At 41.0% G+C, this 21,169-nt stretch carries 17 protein-coding genes and 2 pseudogenes; 14 read left to right on the top strand and 5 right to left on the bottom strand.

Features of this window, described 5'->3' with window-relative positions:
- Positions 1 to 40: 40 nt before the first annotated feature.
- Positions 41 to 1,114, bottom strand: coding sequence for a DUF2974 domain-containing protein (locus O3601_RS03720; protein WP_371471211.1), 1,074 nt, complete (start codon positions 1,112 to 1,114; stop codon positions 41 to 43).
- A 155-nt stretch (positions 1,115 to 1,269) separates the two neighbouring features.
- Between O3601_RS03720 and O3601_RS03715 the strand changes: the two genes are divergently transcribed.
- From O3601_RS03715 to O3601_RS03700, 4 genes are all read left to right on the top strand, one after another.
- Entirely contained in the window at positions 1,270 to 1,947 is a 678-nt protein-coding gene (locus tag O3601_RS03715) for a response regulator transcription factor (protein ID WP_000548990.1), read from the top strand.
- Positions 1,940 to 2,914: a sensor histidine kinase gene (locus tag O3601_RS03710; RefSeq protein WP_371471209.1), complete on the top strand. Its 975-nt coding sequence runs from the start codon at positions 1,940 to 1,942 to the stop codon at positions 2,912 to 2,914. The genes O3601_RS03715 and O3601_RS03710 overlap by 8 nt, the downstream gene beginning before the upstream one ends.
- Positions 2,915 to 3,712: 798 nt before the next feature.
- The gene (locus O3601_RS03705) at positions 3,713 to 5,224 is read left to right on the top strand and encodes an ATP-binding cassette domain-containing protein (RefSeq protein WP_371471207.1); all 1,512 of its coding nucleotides are present in this window, start codon (positions 3,713 to 3,715) and stop codon (positions 5,222 to 5,224) included.
- A gap of 302 nt (positions 5,225 to 5,526) precedes the next feature.
- Entirely contained in the window at positions 5,527 to 6,576 is a 1,050-nt protein-coding gene (locus tag O3601_RS03700; protein ID WP_261010321.1) for a DUF389 domain-containing protein, read from the top strand.
- A gap of 212 nt (positions 6,577 to 6,788) precedes the next feature.
- On the opposite strand, the gene thrS is transcribed toward O3601_RS03700, so the two are convergent.
- The 3 genes and pseudogenes from thrS to O3601_RS03685 form a co-directional block, all read right to left on the bottom strand.
- A complete protein-coding gene (gene thrS, locus O3601_RS03695; RefSeq protein WP_371471205.1) occupies positions 6,789 to 8,732 on the bottom strand; it encodes a threonine--tRNA ligase in 1,944 nt (647 codons plus the stop codon).
- A 40-nt stretch (positions 8,733 to 8,772) separates the two neighbouring features.
- A pseudogene (locus O3601_RS03690) lies at positions 8,773 to 8,981 on the bottom strand (hypothetical protein).
- A gap of 73 nt (positions 8,982 to 9,054) precedes the next feature.
- A pseudogene (locus O3601_RS03685) lies at positions 9,055 to 9,428 on the bottom strand (hypothetical protein).
- A gap of 204 nt (positions 9,429 to 9,632) precedes the next feature.
- On the opposite strand from O3601_RS03685, the gene rpsO reads away from it, so the two are divergent.
- The 6 genes from rpsO to O3601_RS03655 all read left to right on the top strand — a co-directional run bounded on the left by rpsO (position 9,633) and on the right by O3601_RS03655 (position 15,171).
- Positions 9,633 to 9,902, top strand: coding sequence for a 30S ribosomal protein S15 (gene rpsO, locus O3601_RS03680; protein ID WP_001018251.1), 270 nt, complete (start codon positions 9,633 to 9,635; stop codon positions 9,900 to 9,902).
- Between the two features lie 907 nt (positions 9,903 to 10,809).
- A complete protein-coding gene (locus O3601_RS03675) occupies positions 10,810 to 11,430 on the top strand; it encodes a CadD family cadmium resistance transporter (RefSeq protein ID WP_371471203.1) in 621 nt (206 codons plus the stop codon).
- 234 nt (positions 11,431 to 11,664) lie between these two features.
- Positions 11,665 to 12,711, top strand: a complete 1,047-nt coding sequence (locus O3601_RS03670) for a FecCD family ABC transporter permease (RefSeq protein ID WP_371471201.1) — start codon at positions 11,665 to 11,667, stop codon at positions 12,709 to 12,711.
- 1 nt (position 12,712) lies between these two features.
- Positions 12,713 to 13,468 (top strand): ABC transporter ATP-binding protein, encoded by a 756-nt coding sequence (locus tag O3601_RS03665; protein ID WP_371471199.1) that lies wholly within the window; start codon positions 12,713 to 12,715, stop codon positions 13,466 to 13,468.
- 19 nt (positions 13,469 to 13,487) lie between these two features.
- Entirely contained in the window at positions 13,488 to 14,498 is a 1,011-nt protein-coding gene (locus O3601_RS03660; RefSeq protein WP_371471198.1) for an ABC transporter substrate-binding protein, read from the top strand.
- Positions 14,479 to 15,171 carry an alpha/beta hydrolase gene (locus O3601_RS03655; RefSeq protein WP_371471197.1) on the top strand — a complete coding sequence of 231 codons (693 nt, stop codon included), beginning with the start codon at positions 14,479 to 14,481 and terminating at the stop codon, positions 15,169 to 15,171. The genes O3601_RS03660 and O3601_RS03655 overlap by 20 nt, the downstream gene beginning before the upstream one ends.
- 44 nt (positions 15,172 to 15,215) lie before the next feature.
- Here the strand turns inward: O3601_RS03655 and O3601_RS03650 are convergent, their stop codons facing one another.
- Positions 15,216 to 15,965, bottom strand: coding sequence for a lysophospholipid acyltransferase family protein (locus O3601_RS03650; protein ID WP_371471196.1), 750 nt, complete (start codon positions 15,963 to 15,965; stop codon positions 15,216 to 15,218).
- Positions 15,966 to 16,097: 132 nt separating this feature from the next.
- On the opposite strand from O3601_RS03650, the gene O3601_RS03645 reads away from it, so the two are divergent.
- The 4 genes from O3601_RS03645 to O3601_RS03630 all read left to right on the top strand — a co-directional run bounded on the left by O3601_RS03645 (position 16,098) and on the right by O3601_RS03630 (position 21,117).
- Positions 16,098 to 18,434: a cation-translocating P-type ATPase gene (locus tag O3601_RS03645; RefSeq protein WP_371471335.1), complete on the top strand. Its 2,337-nt coding sequence runs from the start codon at positions 16,098 to 16,100 to the stop codon at positions 18,432 to 18,434.
- A 101-nt stretch (positions 18,435 to 18,535) separates the two neighbouring features.
- Positions 18,536 to 19,213 carry a tRNA (adenine(22)-N(1))-methyltransferase TrmK gene (locus O3601_RS03640; protein ID WP_371471194.1) on the top strand — a complete coding sequence of 226 codons (678 nt, stop codon included), beginning with the start codon at positions 18,536 to 18,538 and terminating at the stop codon, positions 19,211 to 19,213.
- Positions 19,200 to 19,997 (top strand): Nif3-like dinuclear metal center hexameric protein, encoded by a 798-nt coding sequence (locus tag O3601_RS03635; RefSeq protein WP_371471192.1) that lies wholly within the window; start codon positions 19,200 to 19,202, stop codon positions 19,995 to 19,997. Before O3601_RS03640 ends, O3601_RS03635 begins: the two co-directional genes overlap by 14 nt.
- A gap of 16 nt (positions 19,998 to 20,013) precedes the next feature.
- Complete coding sequence (locus tag O3601_RS03630; RefSeq protein WP_371471190.1) at positions 20,014 to 21,117, top strand: NAD(P)/FAD-dependent oxidoreductase; 1,104 nt, start codon at positions 20,014 to 20,016, stop codon at positions 21,115 to 21,117.
- Positions 21,118 to 21,169: the final 52 nt, after the last annotated feature.

The following is a 21,169-nucleotide window of genomic DNA, read 5'->3' as shown; positions in this document are numbered from 1 at the left end:
TAGGTCTTTTGTTTTGTATTCATTTGATTTTTGAAAGGTACTATCTATTTTTCCAGGCTTGGTAACGGGTATCAATCAATAACTGGGTAAGGCGTCCCATGGTTTCCCTTTCTTCTGGAGTGAGGGATTGCGCTTGGACAAAGAGATGATGAATGTGTTCAATAGCCTTGAAGGAAGACAAGTCATTGATGGAGCTAATGCCAGCATCAAGAATGGTGCCAAAGAAGAGGTCGAAGTAGAGCTGAAGCTCCTCGTCAGGGACTGTCGCCACCCACTCCTTGAAGGTTGTGTCGACTTGTTGGCTGTCACTATTGGTCTTATCCAGTTGGACAAAGTGTTTGTTCTCAATTTGCCAGCTAAAAGTATCGTGCTGGGCGATACCACCCAAGGCAGTACTGTGCACGATGATTTGATTGGCAGGGATTTCTAGCATCATACCGATGATGGAGCCTTGTGGGATGAAGACCTTGGTTCTATCCATTATTCTTTGATAGCCCTCGCTTTGTGTCAGTTCTTTGTGGAGACCAGGCGAATCATAGGTATAAACTGCTGTGATCTGATTTTGCAAGCTTTGCTCAATTTGACTAGCAGCATAGATGGCTAGATTTCCTCCCTTGGAATGCCCAGCCAGAATGACCTTTTGCTTAGGGTGTTGGGCAAAAAAGTTCTTTAAATAGCGGAGGGCGTGCTTTTGAGCAGGAATTTCCTTCATATAGGTCAGGTGGAAATCTTCCTTCCAGCCAATGATACTGTCATCAGTCCCACGAAAGACAATCAGATAGGTATCGAGAGTGAGACGGTAGGTCATAGCCGCAAATTGCTTTTGCAGTTCAGGGTCGATGTCGTTGATAAAATGGGAGAGTTTGCAATTCTTGAAGCGTTTGTGTTGAGCCAATTCATCCAACAACTGGAGTCGATTTTTATTAGTCAACATGTTCGATTCTCTTGGAACCTGAGATGCCAGGTCTAAAAGTCGCTGAGGAGTTGTGGAGACCAGATTATCAAAGGAGAGGTAGGTGATTTCTGTTAAGGCTAGAATGTCTAACTCATTCAAAGGAAGGTCGTAAAAGGAATCGTGTGCGACATCTTTCAGATAGTCAAAAATATTGGTCATAAGAGCTCCTTTCATTTTATTTATCTTATCAAATTTCCCTCAAATTAGCTAGTAGGATTGTCTTGCTTTGTTGGCTAAAAACAAGCTGCTTCAAATTCAGTTTCAGACATTCGAGCATGGAAAAATCTGTTATAATAATAGAAAAGGAGGAGCGCATGCACAAGATTTTATTAGTAGAAGATGATCAGGTCATTCGTCAACAGGTCGGGAAAATGCTCTCTGAATGGGGCTTTGAAGTGGTCCTGGTAGAAGACTTTATGGAAGTTTTGAGTCTATTTGTTCAGTCGGAGCCTCATTTGGTCCTCATGGATATTGGACTGCCTTTGTTTAATGGCTATCACTGGTGTCAGGAAATCCGTAAGATTTCCAAGGTGCCTATCATGTTTCTGTCTTCGAGAGACCAGGCTATGGATATTGTCATGGCAATCAATATGGGGGCGGATGACTTTGTGACCAAGCCTTTTGACCAGCAGGTTCTTTTAGCCAAAGTCCAGGGATTGTTACGCCGTTCCTATGAGTTTGGGCGTGACGAGAGTTTACTGGAATACGCCGGTGTGATCCTCAATACCAAATCCATGGATTTACATTATCAAGGGCAAGTCTTGAATTTGACCAAGAATGAATTCCAGATTTTACGCGTGTTGTTTGAGCATGCGGGCAATATCGTAGCGCGTGATGACCTCATGCGGGAGCTTTGGAACAGTGACTTTTTCATTGATGACAATACCCTCTCTGTCAATGTGGCTCGTTTGCGTAAAAAATTGGAAGAACAGGGCTTGATAGGATTTATCGAGACCAAGAAAGGGATAGGGTACGGATTAAAGCATGCTTGATTGGAAACCATTTTTTCTAGCCTATCTGCGCTCCCGTAGTCGTCTTTTCATCTATCTGCTTTCTTTGACGTTTCTGGTTTTGCTCTTTCAGTTTTTATTCGCCAGTTTGGGAATTTACTTTCTCTATTTTTTCCTCTTGTGTTGCTTTGTAACCATCTTATTTTTCACTTGGGACATATTGGTGGAAATGCAGGTCTATCGCCAGGAAATTCTCTATGGGGAGAGGGAAGCTCAGTCTCCTTTGGAAAGAGCCTTGGCTGAAAAATTAGAAGCGCGGGAGATGGAACTCTATCAGCAGAGGTCAGATTCAGAAAGAAAACTGACGGATTTGCTGGATTACTATACCTTGTGGGTCCACCAGATTAAGACCCCCATTGCAGCCAGTCAACTCTTAGTTGCAGAAGTGGTTGATCGCCAACTGAAGCAGCAATTAGAACAGGAAATTTTCAAGATTGACTCCTATACCAATCTAGTTTTGCAGTACCTGCGTTTAGAAAGTTTCCATGATGATTTGGTCTTAAAGCAGGTTCAAATTGAGGACTTGGTCAAGGAAATAATTCGTAAATACGCTCTTTTCTTTATTCAAAAAGACCTAAATGTCAATCTACATGACCTTGATAAAGAAATCGTGACGGATAAAAAGTGGCTACTAGTGGTCATTGAACAAATTATCTCAAACAGTCTCAAGTACACCAAGGAAGGTGGTCTGGAGATTTATATGGACGGGCAAGAGCTTTGTATCAAGGATACGGGAATCGGGATAAAAAACAGTGATGTCCTCCGAGTCTTTGAACGTGGATTTTCAGGCTACAATGGACGCCTAACCCAGCAGTCATCTGGACTTGGACTTTATCTATCTAAGAAAATTTCTGAAGAACTGGGGCACCAGATTCGCATCGAGTCTGAGGTCGGAAAAGGAACGATAGTGCGGATTCAGTTTGCTCAAGTGAACTTAGTCCTTGAGTGATAAGAGACAATGAGTTTTTACCCAATCTCTTTTTGCTATATTTCAGGATATTTGAAGATTGTTTTTTACAAAACCAATAATAGAATTTTTAATACGGAATATAGTATAAATACTGGTTCAAAGTGAAGTTTTGTATGCTTTATACTTTTGTTGAGTATAAAATCTATAAACTAAGGGTGAATTACAAAAATTAATTTGAGATGAAGTGAATTGTAGACTTGGGAAATGTCTCCTATTCGATTTCAGAATGAATCGTTGATACAGGATTAAAAGAACTGCAGCTTTCTTTTTATTTTGAATGAGATAGGTGTATATAGATTTGTGTAACTGGTGTAGAACTGTTTCCAAGAATTTATTGAATGTATCGAATACACACATTCTATTGATTTTGAACCAGTTTTTAATTTCTAAATGTTATAATAGTTTTATCAAGTAAAAGGAGACTGCCATGATTGGAGACAATATAAAATTCTTACGAAAATCACATAATCTGATATAACCAGAATTTTCACGGATTGTGGGTGTGTCACGAAATAGCCTAAATCGTTAGAAAAACTGAAAAAGCTTACTTTCAATAGAAGTATTGGAAATATTCATTTTACATCTATCAAAGAAACATGGGATAGACCTATATTTTACAAAATAGCAAATTATATTTTGAATGATAGTAAAAACTGCAGTACTTGTGTGATTTACAATTATTGCACTCAATGTCCGAGTATCGCACTATCTGAAATAGGGAATAGTAGAGATTGTTCTGCGATATGTAAAAAAACGCATTAGCAAGGAGTATCGTATATGCTACCATATCTTAAAACTATTAGATGGTATCTCTTCTTTAATTTTCTTTTTGGTGTAGTATCGAATATCTGCACAGCTTTGTTACCGTATTTCACGCAGGCATTAATCAAAGGGGATTATCAAGTAGCTCTATATGGTTACTCTATGTCAGTGGCAGGCTATTTGAGTTGTAACTATATCCAAATGATACTTGATTGGAAGCAGGGGATTATCTTTTCGACTACTTTGAAAAATGAGTGGTTTCGTTCACTTCTGGGACTCAGTCACCACGATTTTAAGCAGAAAACAGTAGCAGAGTATATTTCCTATCAATCTAATGACCTAGATTCGTTGGAAAAGGATTACCTTCCTCCATTGATGAGTTTTATCAAACAAATTTTACGTATCATCATTTACGCTTTCATTATTAGCAGAACAATTAATCCTATTGTATCACTGATTTTAATCTTTTCCACTGGAATTAGTATTCAAATTCCTAAAATCGTTGGGAAGTTGACCGCTAATCGTAGACAGGTTTACTTGAAAAAACAAGGAGATTACTATCGAACTTTGGAGGATTTGCTTATGGGACATCATTTGGTAAATAAACTAACTATGTCGCATTTTTTGAATCAACAAAAGAGTTCTCTAAAGAATTTGCAGGATAAGTATTTTAAGTATGGTTTGACAAAAATTACAGGCATCTTATTGACAGGTGTTTCTTTTGAATTCATTAGTCTTGTTCTGTTTATTTATTTAGCCTACTCTCTATCTCACCAGGAACTCGGTATTCCTGAGGTGGTGGCGAGTTTCGGATATATTAATGCTTTTTCTGAACCAATACAGGAAATCCTTTATGATTTACAAATGTTAGAGTCCGTAAAGCCTGTAATCAAGAGTTTTCAAAACATTGTTGGGAGACCCGTTTCAGTTCAAGCACCTCAACATTCTTTTGATACGATTACTTTGAAAAACATTTCCAAACAAATGGGAGAATCAAAATTGATAATTACTTCCGCTACGATTCAAAAAGGGGATAAAATTGCGCTTATTGGTAAGAATGGGTCTGGAAAAAGTAGTCTTCTCAACATTTTAAATGGAACAGATGAAGATTTTGAAGGACAAATTGTGCTAGATGGGCTTGTTTTGGACCATCTTTGGGGAAGATTCGGTATGATTCTGCAACAAGAACATACATTTATTTCGAGTTATGAAAATAATGTAACGCTATTCAATAGTTTCAATGAAAAATTCAGAGAAGAAGATTTTGAAAAAATTCCACCACAATCCCTGTCAGGTGGTCAGCAACAACGAATGTATTTAAATCGTGAGAAAAATCGTAAAAATCCATTGCTTATCCTAGACGAACCTTTCTCTGCCTTGGATACTAATCAGTTTAAAATGGAATTGGAAAGAGTTCTGGAACTACCAAGTGCCGTCATTGTTACTTTACATCGCCAAAACGAATTATTAAGTAAGTTTGACCAAGTTTGGGAAATTAAGAATGGAGAACTTGTAATTTTGAAATAGCTAAATTATAAAGAATAAAACGCTTATTATCAGGAGTACAAATCTTTCAGAGGAGATACCGGTTTTTCTTTTTCTAATAAGGAATCTAAAATTTCTTGCTTCATCTATCTATTCAATTGATAGATTTCGTCAGAGAAAGACTGTAAAATTTTTGATATAATGTTAAGGATGGACTGACGGATATTTAAAAGATAATGTTCAAAAGAATAACAGGTGAGAAGGAAAATATGTAAGATTGGACAAAAGTCTCTCTACTATCATCCATGCAGAAACAAGATTATATGAAATAAAAGGAGTAACCAATGACTGGAAACTATTCAACACGTGAATACCGTGAGAAATTATATGATGATCTTCATGTTCGATTAAGAGATACAGTGATTTTGATGTGCGCGATTTTTATTGCCTCTATCGGCCTAAATATGAATTCAACAGCTGTCATTATTGGAGCCATGCTGATTTCCCCTCTTATGACACCGATTGTTGGACTCGGATTTGGTTTAGCTATTTTTGATACGCGTTTAATCAAGCAATCTCTAGAGGTTTTATTTACTCAAGTATTGGTTAGCTTGCTTGTCTCGGCTCTGTATTTCTGGATTTCTCCCTTATCTTATGAAAGTAGCGAATTGATTGCACGAACCTCTCCAACCATTTGGGATGTTCTCATTGCTATTGCTGGTGGGATAGCAGGCGTAATTGGTTCAAGGAAAAAAGAAGCAAACAATATCGTGCCAGGAGTAGCCATTGCAACAGCTCTGATGCCACCTATCTGTACTGCAGGTTACGGTTTAGCTAATGGAAATGTACGATTTTTATTTGGAGCTCTCTATCTTTTCTTGATCAACTGTGTTTTTATCATGCTAATCAACATTGTTGGAACAAGAATTTTGATGAGAAAATCTCCCTTAAGTTCATTTAAAGAGCTAAATATTAAAATGAGAATTGGGTTGATATCCTTGATTGTATTATTGATTCTTCCAGCTAGTTATTCAGCAGTCACTCTGACGATAGATCAAGCGCGAAAAGAAGGAATCAAACAGTTTGTAGGAAAAGAGTTCGCCAATCATACGGTTATTAATCAAGTCTACAAGTCAAGGAGCAATGAATTGGTCTTGACGGTTGTTGGAGATCCGATTTCAGAAGAAGAATTAGAAACGCTCCACCAAAAACAAGCCTCTTACGGTATTCAATCTGTTCAATTGAAAGTCAATCAAGTTCATAATTCGACAAAATTAGACAGTGATACGACCAAGGAATTTTATGAAACCATTAACAAGTATATCGATCAAAAACTCTCTGAAAAGGATTCACAAAAAGATCTCGTAAAAGAAAATGAAGCAGACAAGGATTGAGGATATTGACCTTATCTAACTCATGAAAGCAAATCTTAGGAGGATAGCCTATATCCAAAAGTTAGTGGATAGAAAGGATTGTTGATGAGAATATCATTTGTGGTGGTTTGACCAATTACTACTAAATCAGGTTAAGTAAAATATAAAAAAGCAACAACTGAAATAGTTGTTGCTTTTTATTACTGAAAAAAGTTTCTCAGACTGTGATTGTTTTATTTCTCAACGCGTGATTTGTTGGCGATATCAGCTAGGATAGTTTGAACAAAATCATCTACTGAGACAGTTTGTGTTTCTTTTTGACCATAGCGACGAACGTTAACAGTTCCGTCTTCCATTTCCTTGTCCCCAACGATCAATTGGTAAGGAATCTTGCTTGTTTGTGAAGCACGGATCTTGAACTGCATTTTTTCATTGCGTTCATCCACATCTGCACGGACACCGCGGTCACGGAGTTTCTTAGCCACTTCCCAAGCGTAGTCCACGTGTTTTTCGTTAGATACTGGGATGAGGGTTACTTGGTGAGGTGCAAGCCAAGTTGGGAAGGCACCCTTGTAGTTCTCAATCAAGATAGCTGTGAAGCGTTCCATAGTTGAGATAACTCCACGGTGGATCATAACTGGACGGTGCTCTTCGCCATCAGCTCCGATGTATTTAAGGTCGAAGCGTTCTGGAAGCAAGAAGTCAAGTTGGATAGTAGAAAGGGTCTCTTCTTTACCGAGGGCTGTCTTAACCTGGATATCCAATTTTGGACCGTAGAAAGCTGCTTCACCTTCGGCTTCAAAGTAGTCCACACCCATTTCATCAAGGGCTGCGCGAAGCATGGTTTGGGCATTTTCCCACATCTCATCGTTGTCAAAGTACTTGTGAGTATCTTGAGGGTCGCGAAGAGAGAGACGGAAGCGGTATTCATTCAAGTTGAAATCTTCATAAACATCGATAATCAACTGAAGGGCACGCTGGAATTCTTCTTGGATTTGTTCTGGAGTCACAAAGAGGTGACCGTCGTTGAGTGACATTTCACGTACACGTTGAAGACCAGTGAGGGCACCAGATTTTTCATAACGGTGCATCATACCGATTTCAGCGATACGGATTGGCAACTCACGGTATGAGTGAACATGGTGTTTGAAGACTTGGATGTGGTGCGGACAGTTCATTGGACGAAGGACAAATTCTTCCCCGTCACCCATGTCCATAGTTGGGAACATGTCTTCTTGGTAATGATCCCAGTGACCAGAAGTCTTGTAAAGTTCAACAGAAGCAAGTGGTGGAGTGTAGACGTGTTGGTAGCCAGAAGCCAACTCCTTGTCGACAATGTAGCGTTCCAATTCACGACGGATAGTCGCACCGTTTGGCAACCAGAATGGAAGTCCTTGACCAACCTCTTGAGAAATCATGAAGAGGTCAAGCTCTTTACCAAGTTTACGGTGATCACGTTCCTTAGCTTCTTCACGCATTTGAAGGTAGTTTTTCAAGTCTTTCTTGTCAAACCAAGCTGTACCATAGATACGTTGCATCATAGCGTTGTCGCTATTTCCACGCCAGTAAGCACCTGCTACATGGAGAAGGTGGAAGATTTGGATACGGCCTGTTGATGGGACGTGAGGGCCACGGCAAAGGTCTACATATTCACCCTGACGGTAGATGGTCAAACCACCTTCGTCTTCTGAGTGTTCTTCAATCAATTCCAACTTGTAAGGGTCATTTTTGAAGATTTCACGTGCCTCGTCTTTAGTCACTTCTTCACGAATTGATGGGAAGTTTTCTTTGACAATTTTTTGCATTTCTTCTTCGATACGAGGAAGGTCTTCGTTAGAGATTTGACCAGCTGTGTTGTCAGTATCGTAGTAGAAACCATCTTCGATGGCTGGACCAACTCCCAAGTGAATGTCTGGGAATAGACGACGAGCTGCTTGGGCGAATAAGTGAGCAGCTGAGTGACGCAAGATTGGAAGGGCATCTTCGTGATCAGGTGTCACAATTTCGATGCTTCCATCTTCAGTGATAGCACGAGTAGTGTCGATGAGTTTGCCGTTGAATTTACCAGCCAAGGCTTTTTTAGCTAGGGAATTGCTGATAGATTGGGCAATTTCAAAAGTTGTAACGCCAGATTCGAATTCACGAACAGCGCCATCTGGGAAAGTAATGTTAATCATGATGTTCTCCTTACTTATATTATTGACGAATGTGTTAACCCTATTCTGAAAACAGGGACAGAGGATTGTGAAAGCTAGAAAAACAAAAAGCGACATCCTCAAAAGGACGTCGCAACGTGGTTCCACCTTCATTTATGTACCTCAAAAGAGAGGGACACCTCTGATTGGCTCTAACGTGGCCACCGTTTTATGTTTTCATAAAAAACTCAAGAGTAGTATCAGTTTAGACCTCCTATGCGTTTCCAGCAACCACGCACTCTCTAGTAGAAAGGGACTAAGTGACTTGTCTCTATGGATTATTATAGCATGATTGTGAGATTTTTCAAGGATTTTGTGAAAGTTTTTTGTTTTTCATTTTTGTAGAATATGCTTGATGCCAATACCGGAAGCCATGCCCACCAGAGCCAAGGTTTCATAGATTAGCAAGTAAATTAGTATAAACTCACCAAAGGTTATGATAGTAAAGCAAAAGAGCAGTCCGTTACCAATTAACCACCAAAGTGAGAAACGGAAACGGTAGCTATAAAGTAGCGATACAATCAAGATTACTAGAGGTGTATAGAAGAGAATATTATTTACATAGAGACCCTTGAGCAAAAGGGAGTCAGAAACGACTAGTGATAACAACTCATAAAGTGGCCAATAAAAGAAAAATATGACCAGATAGTAGGGGAGATGGGAGTAGAATCTACGCATGATAATCACCTCGTTTTAAAAAACAGACAACTTAGATTTCTTGCTATGATTATTATAGCATGTTTAAAACAAGAAAGTAAATCTGTTGACAAAGATGTTAGTTATTGGTAGAATAGGGATTGTCGTAAAGACAAATAACTTCTTCTTGGTTACAGGCATGCCAACCTGTCACTCGGATGAAGCCAAATAAAAAGGAGAAACATCATGGCAATCTCAAAAGAGAAAAAAAATGAAATTATCGCACAATATGCACGTCACGAAGGTGATACAGGTTCAGTAGAGGTTCAAGTTGCTGTCCTTACTTGGGAAATCAACCACCTTAACGAACACATCAAACAACACAAAAAAGACCACGCTACTTACCGTGGATTGATGAAAAAAATCGGTCGCCGTCGTAACTTGCTTGCATACTTGCGTAAAAACGACGTTAACCGTTACCGTGAGTTAATCAACTCTCTAGGACTTCGTCGCTAATTCAAGATACAAAGGCCGTCAAAAGCACAAAGCAAAAATAGGAAAATTGACGAAGAAACTTCAGTTTCTAGGAGATTTTATCTTTTTTGCCAAGTGCTTAGGCCGTGTTCAATTGAGCATATCTTGATAATGAAGCTACTCTAAATTGGGTAGCTTTTTTACTTTTGTCACTTTACCTCGATATACTCAAGTATAATCTTCGGTTACAGTTCCTAGCACTGTAAGGTAAAATAAACCAGATATTCTCCCTTCGGGGAGATTTTTTTTGTTTCACTGAAAGTTTCGTACGATCTTCGCCTCGTCGCCTAGTCTATAAACGGTTTATCCAGCAAGACTGGAGCTCTCTGATTTTCAGAGGGCTTTTTACGTTGTCACCTTACCTTGGTATGCTCAAGTATAATCTTAGGTTACGGTTCCTAGCACTGTAAGGTAAAATAAACCAGATATTCTCCCTTCGGGGAGATTTTTTGTTTCACTAAAAATTTTGTACAATCTTCGGCTTACCGCCTAGTCTATAAACGTTTTATCAAGCAAGACTGGAGCTCTCTGATTTTAGAGGGCTTTTTTATTGAGGTTTTATCGGTCACAATTTTGGAGACTACAAAAACCTCAAATAGTATCAGCTAATTACACCATAAAGGTGCGCAGCTACTCGGCTTGAAAAGCCGAGTAGCTGTCTGCAAGCCCCTTCGGAGAGCCCACACTTTACGAAGTAAAGTATAGTATGTTATACTTTACATGGAAGTAGTCACCGAATTCCAGTTAGAAATTACTTTGTAACTACTTTTTGAGGAGGAGTAAAATGCTTTCCTATGTTCGACATTACCCACTAGCGATAGCTAAATTAATGTGTCTGTGCTCTCCTAAAATCTGCTGATTTATTACTGACCAATACAGGAGGTTTTTTATGGGACAGACAATCATATCTGCTACTGGTGTTTATATTTCCACCAGTATCGATTATTTAATTATTTTATTTATTTTATTTGCACAGCTATCACAGAATAAACAAAAATGGCATATTTATGCGGGGCAATATCTAGGCACAGGCTTACTTGTAGGGGCGAGTTTAGTTGCTGCTTATGTCGTTAATTTCGTGCCTGAAGAATGGATGGTTGGATTGCTTGGTTTAATCCCTATCTATTTAGGGATTCGCTTTGCAATTGTTGGAGAAGGTGAGGAAGAAGAGGAAGAAGAGGAAGAAATTATTGAAAGATTAGAACAAAGCAAGGCAAATCAACTGTTTTGGACAGTTACATTGCTGACAATTGCGTCTGGCGGAGATAATTTAGGTATCTATATACCTTATTTTGCTTCATTAGATTGGTCACAGACCCTCGTGGCCTTGCTTGTGTTTGTAATCGGCATAATTATCTTATGCGAGATTAGTCGGGTGTTGTCCTCTATTCCCTTAATATTCGAGACAATTGAAAAATACGAGCGAATCATTGTGCCCTTAGTATTCATTCTACTTGGACTATACATCATGTATGAAAATGGCACGATAGAGACTTTTCTGACCGTGTAGATTTTTTTGTTTCACTAGGATTTTATCCCGAGCTCAAATTGGCTCTCTGATTTTCAGAGGGCTTTTTATGTTGTCACTTTACCTCGATATACTCAAGTATAATCTTCGGTTACGATTATTAGCACTGTAAGACCAACTATATTTATTTTTCTCATCTTGTTCCATTGTTGAAAATATGGTATACTTTTCATGAGAATTTTCTAAATTTTTAAGATTCTATCAAAGGAGGTTTGCATGCTTTCCAAATTTTCTGGAAGCCGACAAGACCAGCAATTTGTGTTACTTTTAGTTATTTTGCTAGGTATTTTAGGGATTTCTCTCTTTCTAGCAGTTTCAATGGGATCTGTTGCGATTGATCTAGGAGATACCTATCGGATTATTTTGAGCAGGTTAGGATTTCCTATTGAGATAGGAGAGGTTTCCAAGTCCACTCTTGCCATTGTATGGAACATGAGATTCCCTCGAATATTGTTAGGTCTGATAGTAGGAGCAGGCCTTTCTATGTGTGGAAGCGTGATGCAGTCTACAGTGAACAATCCCATAGCAGAGCCTTATGTCTTAGGAATATCTGCGGGTGCAACTCTAGGTGCAACCTTGAGCATCATTCTTGGTTTAAAAGTGATGATTAGCCTTGGAGCTTTTCTTGGAGCTATTTTGGCAACCATTGCTGTCCTCATCATTGCCTCTATGCAGGGAAGGATGACAACATCTAGTCTGATCTTATCAGGAACGGTGGTCAACGCTCTCTTTCTGGCTTTTTCAAACTTTATTATCTCAGTCGGCGCTAATGCGGACAGTGTGATGACCATTAAGTTTTGGACCATGGGTTCGCTCGCTGGGACTACCTGGTCTGACTTAGTCCTGCCAACTATAGTAGTAGGAATGGCCTTTCTATTTTTCTCTACTCAGTATCGTGTTTTCAATGCGATGATGATGGGAGATGAGGCTGCTTTAACTTTGGGAATTCCCTTACGCTTTTATTGGTATCTTTATGTGACCATGGTGGCTGTGCTAACAGCAGTCTTAGTGGCAACCTGTGGGATTATTGGATTTGTCGGTCTGATTACTCCACATTTAGCTCGAGGGTTAGTAGGAACGAATTACAAGAGGCTTTTTCCTGTTGCAACCTTGCTGGGTGCCCTCTTTGTCATTTGGGCAGACGTACTCTCCCGTATCATCATTCCAAACGCAGAGCTTCCAATTGGTATTTTCACAGCCTTAGTAGGTGCTCCCTTCTTTATCTACATTGTTGGAGGTAGGCGAAGGGAGGTGAGGGTCTGATATGGACTTGATTTGTCAGGATATCCATTTTGGACTAGGAGAGAAAAAAATCCTCAAAGGAGTCTCTCTTAAGGTTGAAGGGAATCAATTTCACACGATATTAGGACCAAATGGAAGCGGGAAAACCAGTCTACTTAAACTCCTCTATCGTCAGGAAAAGGTGGGCAAAGGCTTGATAAGCCTAGATGGAAAACCTCTGGAACAATGGACGCTCAAAGAAACAGCCAAGCAAATGGCAGTTGTGACTCAGTTTAACCAGCTGCAGTTTGATTGTACAGTTGAAGAAATTGTCTTGCTGGGAAGGACTCCCCATCTCTCTTTTTTAGAGAAGGAAAGGGAAAGGGATTTTACGCTCGTTCAAGATGCCCTCGTTAAGGTGGATATGCTCGAGAAGAAAACTCGTCTCTATTCGTCCCTGTCAGGGGGAGAGAAACAGCGAGTTTTGTTAGCCCGCGCCTTGGCGCAAGAACCGACTCTCTTGCTCCTTGACGAACCAACCAATCACTTGGATATCAAGTATCAGCTAGACTTGTTGGCCATAGTGAAGGAGCTCAAGGTCAATGTTCTAGCTGTCCTGCATGATATTCAACTTGCTTGTCGCTATTCGGATTATCTCTATCTGATGAAAGAGGGGGAAATCCTTTACCAAGGGACTCCAAAGGAGACCATCACCTCTGAGTCATTGCAAACTGTATACGGAGTTCAAAGTCAGGTCACTTGGACCGAGGACCAGCAAGCCATGATTCACTATTTATAAGAATGAAAAGGAAAACAAGATGAAAAAAACATTAAGCATTTTACTGCTAACAGTAGCTACATTAACTTTGGCAGCTTGTGGCAATACTACTACAGAAAAAGCTACCACACAATCTAGCACAGAAATAAGTCAAAAGGCGAGCGCAGAGACGACTTATCCACTAACGGTTAAAACCTATGATGCTAAGGGAAATGAAGTCGAACAAGTCTTTGACAAGGCACCTGAAAAAGTTATCACCAACAATCTTTCAACCACTGAAATCTTGTTGGAGTTAGGGCTGAAGGATAAAATTGTTGGTATGCTCAACCCTGATAATGCTGTGACGGATAAATATAAGGATGCTATTGCAGCTATTCCTCAAATAGGGGATAAAAAAACAGTGTCACAAGAGACAGTCCTTTCTTATGAGCCGGATGCTGTGATGGGTCGAAACATGATGTTTTCTGAAAAATCCTTGGGGACAGTTAGCACTTGGAATGAAAATAAAATCCCAGTTTATACACAAAAAGCCTCTCTCTCAACGATTCAGCAAGATTTGGGGAATATCGTAGAAGATGTCAAAAATCTTGGAATGATTTTTAATGTTCAGGACAAGGCTAATGAGTACGCAGCCCAATTACAAACTAAAATTGACGCTGTTAAGAAAGCAAATCCAGCAAGTCAAGGTGAAAAGAAAAAGGCTTTGATTATGGTTGCTTATAATGATGAAACCTTCGGTGCCTACAAGTCTGCTTTGCAAGAAAGTTTGCTGAACCAACTTGGTTATACAAACGTTGCTACGGGGACATCAGGATTGACCTTGGAAAATCTCGTGTCAATGGATCCTGAATTGATTATCTATGTAACCAGCGATCGCAATAAAAAATTGGATGAAAAAGCAGTAGAGTTGATGAAGGCAAATGCTGTTTTGGAAAGCGTTCCTGCTATTAAGAATCAAAAAATCATGACCATCTCTTACGATGAGTTGATGGATTATGGTCCAGCAGTGATTGATTCCCTTGAGAAAATCAATGACTTTATCAATAAATAATGAGTTTGATTGGGAAGGAATTCAAGTCAAAATCAGCCTTCCTTCTAACTACGACCCCAATCAAACCTATCCGGCTATTTTATTGAATGATGGAAACTTGGATTTCCTATCGTCCCTTTCCGAATCTGTGATTTTAGTGGGCTTGACCTCTAAAAATCGCCTAGATGACTACACTCCCTGGAAGGCAGCTGCTCTGAGAGATGGAGCTCCAGATTTTGGAGGTCAGGCCAAGGTATATCATGATCATTTATTTGGAGGTCTTTTAGATAAGTTGCAGTCGCTTTATCGACTGGACGAAACTCGCCTTGCTTATGGAGGCTACTCACTAGGTGGTTTGGCGGTAGTCTACAGTCTTTTCAGCTTTGACAAGGTTTCCTGTGTCTTTTCGATCTGCGGTTCCTTTTGGTATCCTGATTTTGTGACTTACTGCAAGGAAGAAAATGTGAAAAATCTAGACTGTTTGTTGTATTTACAGAATGGTCAAACAGAAGGAGCACACCATACTAATCGTTTGGCTCAAGCACCAGCCTATGCTGAGCAGATCCATACCAGTCTTCAGAAATGCTATCCGAACGGCCAGTTTGTCTTTGATCCTTATGGGCATCATGAACAAGTGGCTGAACGATTCCTAGCTTTTTCCAGCTGGTTGGCCCAAAAATGGAAAATCAAATAAAAGAATTATCCCTTGGCTTTTGCCAAGGGATTGTTGTATTTATTTTAACTAAGTGCTTCTCTTTTCTTATCTGGATTCCATACGAAGCTCGCGATAAAGCTAAAGATGATGGTTAGGATAGCGAGGATAATGGCAAGGATGAGGGCAGGGATGCGGATAAGCCACCAGAGTGGATTTGGTTTTTTATTATTGTGCCACTGTTTCGTTTCTTGGTCCAGACGTTGGAATTCTGTTTGGATGCGATTGGCGACTGTTTCAATGCCTTCATCATTCATTTTCTTGATATCTGAGATATCGATTGGATTTCCAAAGTTCATATCGACACGCTCGCGGCTAACCAAGCCTTTCAAGGTCATAGGACCTGTGTAGGTAACCGGCATGATACGGACCTTGGCCATTTTGGCAATCAGAGCTACGCCACCCTTGACATCGTTTGAGTGCCGGCTCCCACTTGGAAACATGATGAGAGAGCGGTCACTTTTTTTGAGAACATTGATAGGGTATTTGATGGCTGAAGCGCTAGGATTTTCACGGTCGATAGGAAAGGCACCACACATACGAATCCACCAACCAAAGATACGGTTGGTAAAGAGTTCTTTTTTGGCCATAAAGATGAACTGTTTTGGCTTGGTCGCAAAGGCCATATAAACTGGATCCCACCAAGTACGGTGAGGCGCAACCAAAATATAATTTTCATCTTGATTAGGAATTTTATCAGTATTATGATAGTGGGCATTGCCATTGATGGACCATAGGAGCAAGACAACCAATCCACGTAAATAAGTATAAAACATGCTATCTCCTTCGATTATTTTCTTGTTATTATTATACCTTATCAAAGGAGGGCTGGCAAACTTTTCCCTTGACTAGGTGCATATTTGGGATGAGATTAGAATTCTTTTAGAAAAAATGATATGATAGAATTTATGGATAAAAATAAGATTATGGGATTAACCCAAAGAGAAGTCAAGGAAAGACAGGCTAAGGGCTTGGTCAATGATTTTACTGCATCGGCCAGTACCAGCACTTGGCAAATCGTTAAACGAAATGTCTTTACCCTTTTTAACGCTTTGAACTTTGCCATTGCTTTGGCCCTTGCCTTTGTGCAGGCTTGGAGCAATCTGGTCTTCTTTGCTGTGATCTGCTTTAACGCTTTTTCTGGGATTGTGACCGAGCTGCGGGCTAAACACATGGTGGACAAGCTCAATCTCATGACCAAGGAAAAGGTCAAAACCATTCGTGATGGCCAAGAAGTGGCTCTGAATCCTGAAGAATTGGTGTTAGGAGATGTCATTCATTTGTCTGCAGGAGAGCAGATTCCTAGTGATGCCTTGGTTTTGGAAGGCTTTGCGGAAGTCAATGAAGCTATGTTGACGGGGGAAAGTGATTTGGTACAAAAGGAAGTTGACGCCTTACTTTTATCAGGAAGTTTCTTGGCTAGTGGGGCAGTTTTGGCTCAAGTTCACCATGTAGGTGCAGACAACTATGCTGCCAAACTTATGCTGGAAGCCAAAACAGTGAAACCCATCAACTCCCGTATCATGAAATCTCTTGATAAACTAGCCGGTTTTACTGGGAAGATTATCATTCCCTTTGGTCTAGCTCTCTTGCTAGAAGCCTTGCTTTTAAAAGGCCTGCCTCTCAAGTCGTCCGTTGTAAATTCATCGACAGCTCTTTTGGGAATGTTGCCTAAGGGAATTGCCCTTTTGACCATTACTTCGCTCTTGACAGCGGTGATTAAGTTGGGCTTGAAAAAGGTCTTGGTTCAGGAAATGTACTCTGTTGAGACCTTGGCGCGCGTGGATATGCTCTGTCTGGACAAGACAGGCACCATCACCCAAGGAAAGATGCAGGTGGAGGCTGTTCTTCCTTTGACCGAAGAGTATGGAGAGTCAGCACTTGCTAGCATCTTGGCCAGCTATATGGCCCATAGTGAGGATAAAAATCCAACAGCTCAAGCCATTCGCCAGCGTTTTGTGGGAGAAGTAGCCTACCCTATGCTTTCCAATCTGCCTTTCTCAAGCGACCGCAAGTGGGGAGCCATGGAGTTAGAAGGTTTGGGAACAGTTTTCTTAGGGGCACCTGAGATGTTGCTGGATTCTGAGATCCCAGAAGCCAGAGAGGCCTTGGAGAGAGGTTCACGTGTCTTGGTCTTAGCACTCAGTCAAGAAAAACTTGACCATCACAAGCCACAGAAACCATCTGATATTCAGGCTCTAGCCTTGCTGGAAATCTTGGACCCGATTCGAGAGGGAGCAGCAGAGACGCTGGACTATCTCCGTTCTCAGGAAGTGGGCCTCAAGATTATCTCTGGTGATAATCCAGTTACTGTATCTAGCATTGCTCAGAAGGCTGGTTTTGCTGACTATCACAGCTATGTCGATTGCTCAAAAATCACGGATGAGGAATTGGTTGCTATGGCGGAGGAGACTGCTATTTTCGGACGGGTTTCCCCTCATCAAAAGAAACTCATCATCCAAACTCTGAAAAAAGCAGGGCATACAACAGCTATGACAGGGGATGGAGTTAATGATATCTTGGCCCTTCGTGAGGCGGATTGTTCTATCGTGATGGCGGAAGGGGATCCAGCGACTCGTCAGATTGCAAATCTGGTTCTCTTGAACTCTGACTTTAATGATGTTCCTGAGATTCTCTTTGAAGGTCGTCGTGTGGTCAATAACATTGCCCATATCGCACCGATTTTCTTGATAAAGACCATCTATTCCTTCCTGTTAGCGGTCATCTGTATTGCCAGTGCTCTTCTAGGACGATCTGAGTGGATTTTGATTTTTCCTTTCATTCCAATCCAGATTACCATGATTGACCAGTTCGTGGAAGGTTTCCCACCATTCGTTCTGACTTTTGAGCGAAATATCAAACCTGTTGAGCCAAACTTCCTCAGAAGATCCATGCTTCGTGCTCTACCAAGCGCTCTCATGGTTGTGTTCAGCGTCCTGTTTGTGAAAATATTTGGAAGTAGCCAAGGTTGGTCTGAGTTAGAAATCTCAACTCTACTCTATTATCTCTTGGGTTCAATTGGTTTCTTATCCGTATTTAGAGCCTGCATGCCATTTACCCTATGGCGTGTCCTCTTGATTGTTTGGTCAGTAGGAGGCTTCCTAGCCACAGCTCTCTTCCCAAGGATCCAGAAACTGCTTGAAATTGCGACACTTACAGGACAAACATTACCTGTTTATGGTGTCATGATGTTGGTCTTTACCGTGATTTTCATTTTGACCAGTCGCTACCAAGCTAGAAAATAAAGAAAGGCTGCAATCTGTGTATTGCGGTCTTTTTAGGTACAAGATTGCTAGCTGAAATGTGGTATAATAAGAGGTAATAGAGTTTTGGAAAGTGAGAGAAAATGATTTCAAAGAGATTAGAGTTAGTGGCTTCCTTTGTGCCACAGGGAGCCATTTTGCTAGATGTGGGGAGTGACCATGCTTATCTGCCTATCGAGTTAGTTGAGAGAGGACAAATTGAAGGTGCCATTGCAGGTGAGGTTGTGGTTGGTCCCTACCAGTCTGCGGTCAAAAATGTTGAGGCTCACGGCCTAAAGGAGAAAATCCAAGTCCGTTTAGCCAATGGCTTGGCAGCCTTTGAAGAGGTAGATAAGGTATCTGTCATTACCATAGCAGGGATGGGCGGACGCTTGATTGCTAGGATTTTAGAAGAAGGCTTGGACAAGCTAGCTAATGTAGAGCGTTTGATTCTCCAGCCTAATAATCGTGAAGACGACTTGCGTATCTGGTTGCAAGACCATGGTTTCCAGATCGTAGCAGAGAGCATCTTAGAAGAGGCTGGCAAGTTTTACGAGATTTTGGTGGTGGAAGCTGGACAAATGAAGCTATCAGCTAGTGATGTTCGCTTTGGTCCTTTTTTGTCCAAAGAAGTCAGTCCGGTCTTTGTCCAAAAATGGCAAAAAGAAGCAAATAAGTTAGAGTTTGCTCTTGACCAAATCCCAGAGAAAAATCGAGAAGAACGTCAAGTTCTAGCTCATAAGATTCAAGCCATCAAGGAGGTTCTCCATGCTAGCAAGTGAAGTAATTAACGCATATGAAGCCTTCTGCCCTCAGGAATTTTCCATGGAGGGAGACAGTCGTGGCCTGCAAATTGGAACTTTAGCCAAGGATATCCAAAGGGTCATGGTGGCTCTGGATATTCGTGAAGAAACGGTGGCTGAAGCCATTGAAAAGGGTGTGGATTTGATTATCGTCAAGCACGCGCCGATTTTCCGTCCCATCAAGGATTTGGTAGCTAGCCGTCCACAAAATCAGATTTACATCGATCTCATCAAGCATGACATCGCAGTTTATGTCAGCCATACCAATATTGACATCGTTGAGAATGGTCTCAATGACTGGTTCTGTCAGATGTTATGTATCGAGGAGCCGACTTACCTACAGGAGACAGGTCCAGAACGTGGAATTGGTCGTATAGGAAATGTTCAGCCTCAGACATTTGGGGAATTGGCCCAACATGTCAAGCAAGTCTTTGGTCTAGATAGCCTTCGATTGGTGCATTATCAAGAGAATGACTTGCAGAAGCCTATTTCAAGAGTGGCCATCTGTGGTGGAAGCGGGCAGTCTTTCTATAAGGATGCTTTAGCTAAGGGAGCTGATGTCTATATCACTGGTGACATTTACTACCACACTGCCCAGGATATGCTGTCTGATGGCTTGCTAGCATTGGACCCAGGTCACTATATTGAAGTGCTTTTTGTGGAAAAAATCGTAGCACTCTTTACTCAATGGAAGGAAGAAAAGGGCTGGTCTATTGATGTCTTACCTAGTCAGGCGTCAACCAATCCTTTCCACCATATCTAGTTAGAAAGTGAAAACAATGAAAAAAGTTGCCATTATCGGAGCAGGGATTGTGGGAGCAACAGCTGCCTACTACCTCTCGAAAGAAAGTGACCTAGAGGTGACCGTTTTTGACCATGGACAGGGTCAGGCTACCAAGGCCGCAGCAGGAATTATCAGCCCCTGGTTTTCCAAACGCCGCAATAAGGCCTGGTATAAGATGGCGCGCTTGGGGGCTGACTTTTATGTGGACTTGTTGGCTGATTTAGAGAAGTCAGGGCAAGAAATAGACTTTTACCAGCGTTCGGGAGTCTTTCTCTTGAAAAAGGATGAGTCCAAGTTGGAAGAACTTTATCAACTAGCCCACCAGCGCAGAGAAGAATCTCCTTTGATAGGGAAATTAGCCATTCTGGACCCAGCATCAGCTAATGAATTATTCCCTGGTTTGCAGGGATTTGACCACCTGCTCTATGCTTCTGGTGGAGCGAGAGTAGATGGCCAACTCTTAGTGACTCGTTTGCTGGAAGCTAGTCAGGTCAAGCTGGTCAAAGAAAAAGTGACTCTGACACCGTTAGCATCAGGCTACCAGATTGGCGAAGAGGTGTTTGATCAGGTTATTTTGGCGACGGGAGCTTGGTTGGGACACCTGTTAGAGCCTTTAGGTTATGAAGTAGATGTTCGTCCCCAAAAGGGGCAACTCCGAGATTATCAACTTGGCCAAGACATGGAAGCTTACCCTGTTGTTATGCCAGAAGGGGAGTGGGATTTGATTCCTTTTGCAGGTGGGAAATTGTCCCTAGGCGCTACCCATGAAAATGACATGGGATTTGATTTGACGGTAGATGAAACCTTACTCCAACAAATGGAGGAGGCAGCCTTGCCTCACTATCCAGTCTTGGCAGTAGCGACTTCAAGAGCTGAGCGTGTGGGAATCCGTGCTTATACCAGTGATTTCTCTCCTTTTTTTGGGCAGGTGCCTGGCTTAGCAGGTGTCTATGCTGCTAGTGGACTAGGTTCATCAGGCCTCACAACTGGTCCTATCATTGGTTACCATCTAACTCAACTGATCCAAGATAAGGAGATGACCTTGGATCCTCTAAACTATCCAATTGAAAACTATGTCAAACTGGTAAAAAGCGAATAAGCATTTTACTGAAATTTTAGCTTAGCTTCTAGGATGGCAAATGACATTCCCT

This window comes from Streptococcus sp. 20925_1_69, from assembly GCF_041432365.1.
Lineage (GTDB): Bacteria > Bacillota > Bacilli > Lactobacillales > Streptococcaceae > Streptococcus.
The sequence above is the reverse complement of the archived record's forward strand: the minus strand, read 5'-3'. Positions and strand labels throughout refer to the sequence as shown.

Coding starts and splice junctions, on each gene's coding strand:
- O3601_RS03720 (WP_371471211.1), bottom strand. CDS start 1,114: ATGACCAATATTTTTGACTATCTGAAAGATGTCGCACACGATTCCTTT.
- O3601_RS03715 (WP_000548990.1), top strand. CDS start 1,270: ATGCACAAGATTTTATTAGTAGAAGATGATCAGGTCATTCGTCAACAG.
- O3601_RS03710 (WP_371471209.1), top strand. CDS start 1,940: ATGCTTGATTGGAAACCATTTTTTCTAGCCTATCTGCGCTCCCGTAGT.
- O3601_RS03705 (WP_371471207.1), top strand. CDS start 3,713: ATGCTACCATATCTTAAAACTATTAGATGGTATCTCTTCTTTAATTTT.
- O3601_RS03700 (WP_261010321.1), top strand. CDS start 5,527: ATGACTGGAAACTATTCAACACGTGAATACCGTGAGAAATTATATGAT.
- thrS (WP_371471205.1), bottom strand. CDS start 8,732: ATGATTAACATTACTTTCCCAGATGGCGCTGTTCGTGAATTCGAATCT.
- rpsO (WP_001018251.1), top strand. CDS start 9,633: ATGGCAATCTCAAAAGAGAAAAAAAATGAAATTATCGCACAATATGCA.
- O3601_RS03675 (WP_371471203.1), top strand. CDS start 10,810: ATGGGACAGACAATCATATCTGCTACTGGTGTTTATATTTCCACCAGT.
- O3601_RS03670 (WP_371471201.1), top strand. CDS start 11,665: ATGCTTTCCAAATTTTCTGGAAGCCGACAAGACCAGCAATTTGTGTTA.
- O3601_RS03665 (WP_371471199.1), top strand. CDS start 12,713: ATGGACTTGATTTGTCAGGATATCCATTTTGGACTAGGAGAGAAAAAA.
- O3601_RS03660 (WP_371471198.1), top strand. CDS start 13,488: ATGAAAAAAACATTAAGCATTTTACTGCTAACAGTAGCTACATTAACT.
- O3601_RS03655 (WP_371471197.1), top strand. CDS start 14,479: ATGACTTTATCAATAAATAATGAGTTTGATTGGGAAGGAATTCAAGTC.
- O3601_RS03650 (WP_371471196.1), bottom strand. CDS start 15,965: ATGTTTTATACTTATTTACGTGGATTGGTTGTCTTGCTCCTATGGTCC.
- O3601_RS03645 (WP_371471335.1), top strand. CDS start 16,098: ATGGATAAAAATAAGATTATGGGATTAACCCAAAGAGAAGTCAAGGAA.
- O3601_RS03640 (WP_371471194.1), top strand. CDS start 18,536: ATGATTTCAAAGAGATTAGAGTTAGTGGCTTCCTTTGTGCCACAGGGA.
- O3601_RS03635 (WP_371471192.1), top strand. CDS start 19,200: ATGCTAGCAAGTGAAGTAATTAACGCATATGAAGCCTTCTGCCCTCAG.
- O3601_RS03630 (WP_371471190.1), top strand. CDS start 20,014: ATGAAAAAAGTTGCCATTATCGGAGCAGGGATTGTGGGAGCAACAGCT.